The 4,145-nt window shown below is 60.7% G+C and carries 1 protein-coding gene; it reads right to left on the minus strand.

Annotation, left to right across the window (positions count from 1 at the left end; translation table 11 throughout):
- On the minus strand, positions 1–4,145 hold a 4,145-nt coding region (locus tag EN914_RS26700), incomplete at both ends, for a CARDB domain-containing protein (protein ID WP_206527245.1).

The raw sequence follows: 4,145 nt of genomic DNA on the forward strand, positions 1-4,145 counted from the left end.
TCGTCTTCTCGCCGGAGAAGTTTTGGGCAGGAACCTCGATCCGCGTGACTCTTAGGTCAGCCGGATGGCGTATGACTTCCGACGCGACGACCAGGTCGTTGTTGAGTTCGTTGGTTTCAGGAACGGCACCAACCGCATCGACGTCGACAATCAGAAAATGGCCCTGAATTGCCGGTGACAGATTATAGGTTCGCTCGCCCGTTGCCGTTTCGCCGACTGCCAATCCTCCGCTGCGATCAAACGACTCCAGGAGCCACTCCTTCGCTCCGACATCACCGAGAGTCGGGCGGTCGGATATCCATATCCTCTCGACCCAGCCAACATCGCCAGTATCGCCTGGGCCGGCATTTCCGACCGTCCACTTGACTGTATATTGGCCGGCGGCATCGATCTGCGTTGGTCCGCTGACCGACAGCACCTTAAGGTCTGGCCGGTGCGTGATCGTTTCCGGGCCGAGGACCTGGATCTGCCGTGCCTTGTAGTTGTTGTTGTCGAATTCGTTCGGATCATCGGGGTTGACGTTGACAGCAAGCGTATCTTCCAGGACGACGTCGTAGGCATCGCTCCAGGGTGTGATGAAATAGGTGCCTGACGCCAGATTGTCGGGCAGCGTCACCTTCAGGACCTGGTCATAGCTTTGTCCGATAGGAAGCGCGCCGCTATGCTGGATACTGCCGAGCAGGATGCCGCCGTTCTTACTCGGGCTTGGCCGCGTACGGTCCTTCGTCAGCCAGACCGAGTCAGACCAGGTGTCCTTGTTTGTGCTTGAGGAACCCTTGTTCGTAACGGTGAAGCGGACCTCGATCTGCGAGCCTGCGACGGCCTGGACAGGCGCTACAACGCTCCCGGTGACCAGGTCCGACAGGGGTTCGGGCTCGACGAAGAAAGCGAACGCACGCGTGTTGTTGGCGTCGTTCGGATACTCCTCGACTTGATCGGTCGAGTCCGTACGCACGACCAGATAGGCATCTCGGCGAAACCGTATCGGAATCTCGATCGGGCCAGTCTCTTTCGTGTACCGCCCGCCCGGGTCGAGTGCGAGAAGGTTGTCGTACGTGCCGACCAGCATGTCCCCGGCATCGATCTGGTTATCGAGGGAGAGATAAACTGAATCCTTCCACCGCGACGTTGTCGGAACCGTCCCCTGGTTGATGATCGTGAACTTGATCGAGGCCGTTCCGCCAGCCGGCACGCGAGCCGGCACGACCGCTGTCTCAACCTGCAGATCAGCTCTCGGTTTGAGCTGGACGGCAAGCGTACCGTCATCGCCCGTGTTGTTGTTGGTCGCTGCTGCGCCATGCTCGTAGAGGAAGTAGCTGGGTTCCGGAAGGGTGGCTTCGTCGGTGGTTGGCAACAGCGCATTGGTGACGACGAAGGCGCGATAGAGGCCTTCGATCTTGTCGGGCAGGCGGAACTGCTCAGTGCGCGTGTACGATTTTCCTGACGTGAGCTCCCCGCTGAAGGTGAAAGTTCCGACTTGGAGGTCGGGTAGGTTCGTACCCGCGAGCGGACGAAGCACGATGCGGTCGCTCCACGTACCGTTGGCGACGCCCTGACCTGTATTGGTGACGGTCCAGGAAACGTCGATCGTATCTCCTTCGATAGCGGAAGCGGGAACCTTGACGTCGGTAACGGTCAGATCCGGGCTCGGCGCCAGGGTGACCTCGATAGTATCGGACGTCCTCGCGTTATTGTCCGTGAAGACGAACTCGTAAACACCGCCGGTGGTGGCGACGAGCCTATAGGGTCCCGAGAGCCCGTTCGGCAGCACGATCTGTGCCGACCGGGTGTAGCTCGCATCGTTGGCTAGAATTCCCAGATGGTCAAACCGCGCATCCGCGACAGCCTGTCCGGAGGCGTCAATGAGTGTGACCGTATCCGTCCATTGGTCACGGTCCGTCACACCTATGCCCTGGTTCTTTACAGTCCAGCTGACATTGAGCCGACCGCCGCTCTGCGCCGAGGCATCCGCGACCAAGTCCGTGACCGTCAGATCCGCGTAGGGTATCGGCACCACGTCTACGGGATGTCCCGGCGTTGCCGCATTGTTTGCTTCCGATCCGTTCTCGAATACTTCCGACTTGGAGTCGGTACGAACGAACAGAGTGAAACGTTCAGACAATGCGGCGGGCAGCATGATCTGCTCGCTACGATCATAACTGCCGCCAACAGCCACAGCGCCATCGTGACGGAATTCCGCCAGGACCATGTCGTCACTGTTGCCGAGGATGTCGTCTCGCGAACCGAGGATCGTATCGGTCCACGCCAGGGTCTGGCCGACGCCTGTTCCTTGGTTGGTGACAGTCCATCCGATCGTGACGCGGGCTGGATCGCCAACGGTGAGCGCTGGCGCAGTGACGCTACCAACCGAGAGATCGGCATAGGGCGCCAAAGTGACATCCAGAGAACTGCTGGCGAGGTTGTTAGCCTCTGCCTGAGGCTCGCGGACGGTGTCAAGCTGGTCCGCAACGACGATCAGCTTGTAGTCGCCCGACGCAGACAGTGGCACCGTGACTATCGCTTCGCCCAGATACTCCCCATCAATATCAAGCCCGCCCACATGAGGCACGTCGGCAAGCTTGATGTCCTCTGCATCTATAACGTCATCACGCGAGAGGTAGATCGCGTCGGTCCAACTGCTCAGGGCGGCCCCGGTGCCGTTGTTACGGACATTCCAGCGCACCTGCATGACACTGCCCGACACGATTGTGGCGGGAGCCTGAACATTGGAAGGTGTGAGGTCGGGATGACTTAGTGCGAGTGTTGAGCCCAACGCGTTGTTGCTCTCGCGGTCAACTTCGTAAACCTCCTGGCTCGCATCAGTAACGACAAGAATCTGGTAGGTGTCATCCGCGGCATCCGGAAGCGTGACGTCGACCGTTCCGACGTAACTGGTGCCAACTGCGAGATCAAAGACGCGACGGACCTCTCCGATCACTATGGCTGTGGCCAGCGTTCCGTCTTTCGACAGGTAGACCCTGTCGGTCCACGGCGCACGGGCGCCACCTTCCCCGTCGTTGCGAACGGTCCAGGTAACTGTCTGGTGTTGACCCGGTACTCCGGACGCTGGCGCAACCACGCCGGTCACCACCAGATCCGCAGCCGGCGCCGCGGACACCGCCATCGTCGTGAGAGACTGGCCAATATTGTTGGCGGTGGCATCGCGTTCGTAGACGCGGGCCTCCGCGTCTGTGATCACGAGGAGGTGGAAGCTGCCTTGGAGACCATCGGGAAGACGGACGGTCGCACGGCCGGCATAGGTGCCGTCCTTGGCCAGAGCGCCAGAGTGCACGACATTGGCGAGAATGCGATCCGTGGCGTCGACGACCTCATCGGCGGAAAGCACGATCCGATCCGTCCAGACAGTCACGTCTGTCGCTTCACCCTGGTTCCTGACTCTCCAGGATAGGTCGATCAGCTCTCCGCTGCGGCCGGTGAGCGGCCCCACGACCACCTCGACGACCAGATCCGCCGCAGGCGATTGCAGGTCGATGGTCACGGGAACCGCAACATTATTACTCAAGGTGTCCGGTTCGGTAACCGCACCTGCGGCATCGGTGCGGACGGTCAGCAAGAAGGTTCCATCAAGACGCTGCGGCAACGCGACCGTCTCCTGACGCGTGTAGCTGGCGTCCGGAGCGAGCGCCCCGGTGCGAGTGAAGCTCGCGACCTCTACGTCGTCCTCGTTTCCCCACACCGAATCCCGGCTGAGGATAATCGTGTCCTTCCAACTCGAGACACCGGTATCGACTGGTCCGATGTTGGTGACGGTCCAGCCCACCGTGACCGTACCGCCTCCCTGCCCGGAGCTTGGGGCCGATACATTCGAGGCCTCGAGATCAGCATAGAGCCTCGGCTGTGAAATGACTTCGAGAACGGCGCTGTTGTTTGCCTCGGCGTCGACCCCTTCGGCGGCTTCGATGATCGCGCCGATGCCGTTCTGGTTGCTGTCGGCGGTGACATGGATTTCCAGCGTACCGGCACCGCGCAAACCGTGCGGTAGCTGCAGCGTGACACTACGCGGCCGTGTCTGGCCAGCTCCGAGCGGTGCGTTTCCTGGAGCAGTTGGATCATAGAAGACGGCCGTGTTTACAACAGTTTCGCCCGTTGCGGTGTTAACGATCGCGATCTGTGTGAACCAGCCG

The sequence above is a fragment of the Mesorhizobium sp. M7A.F.Ca.CA.001.08.2.1 genome, assembly GCF_003998455.1.
GTDB lineage: Bacteria > Pseudomonadota > Alphaproteobacteria > Rhizobiales > Rhizobiaceae > Mesorhizobium > Mesorhizobium ciceri.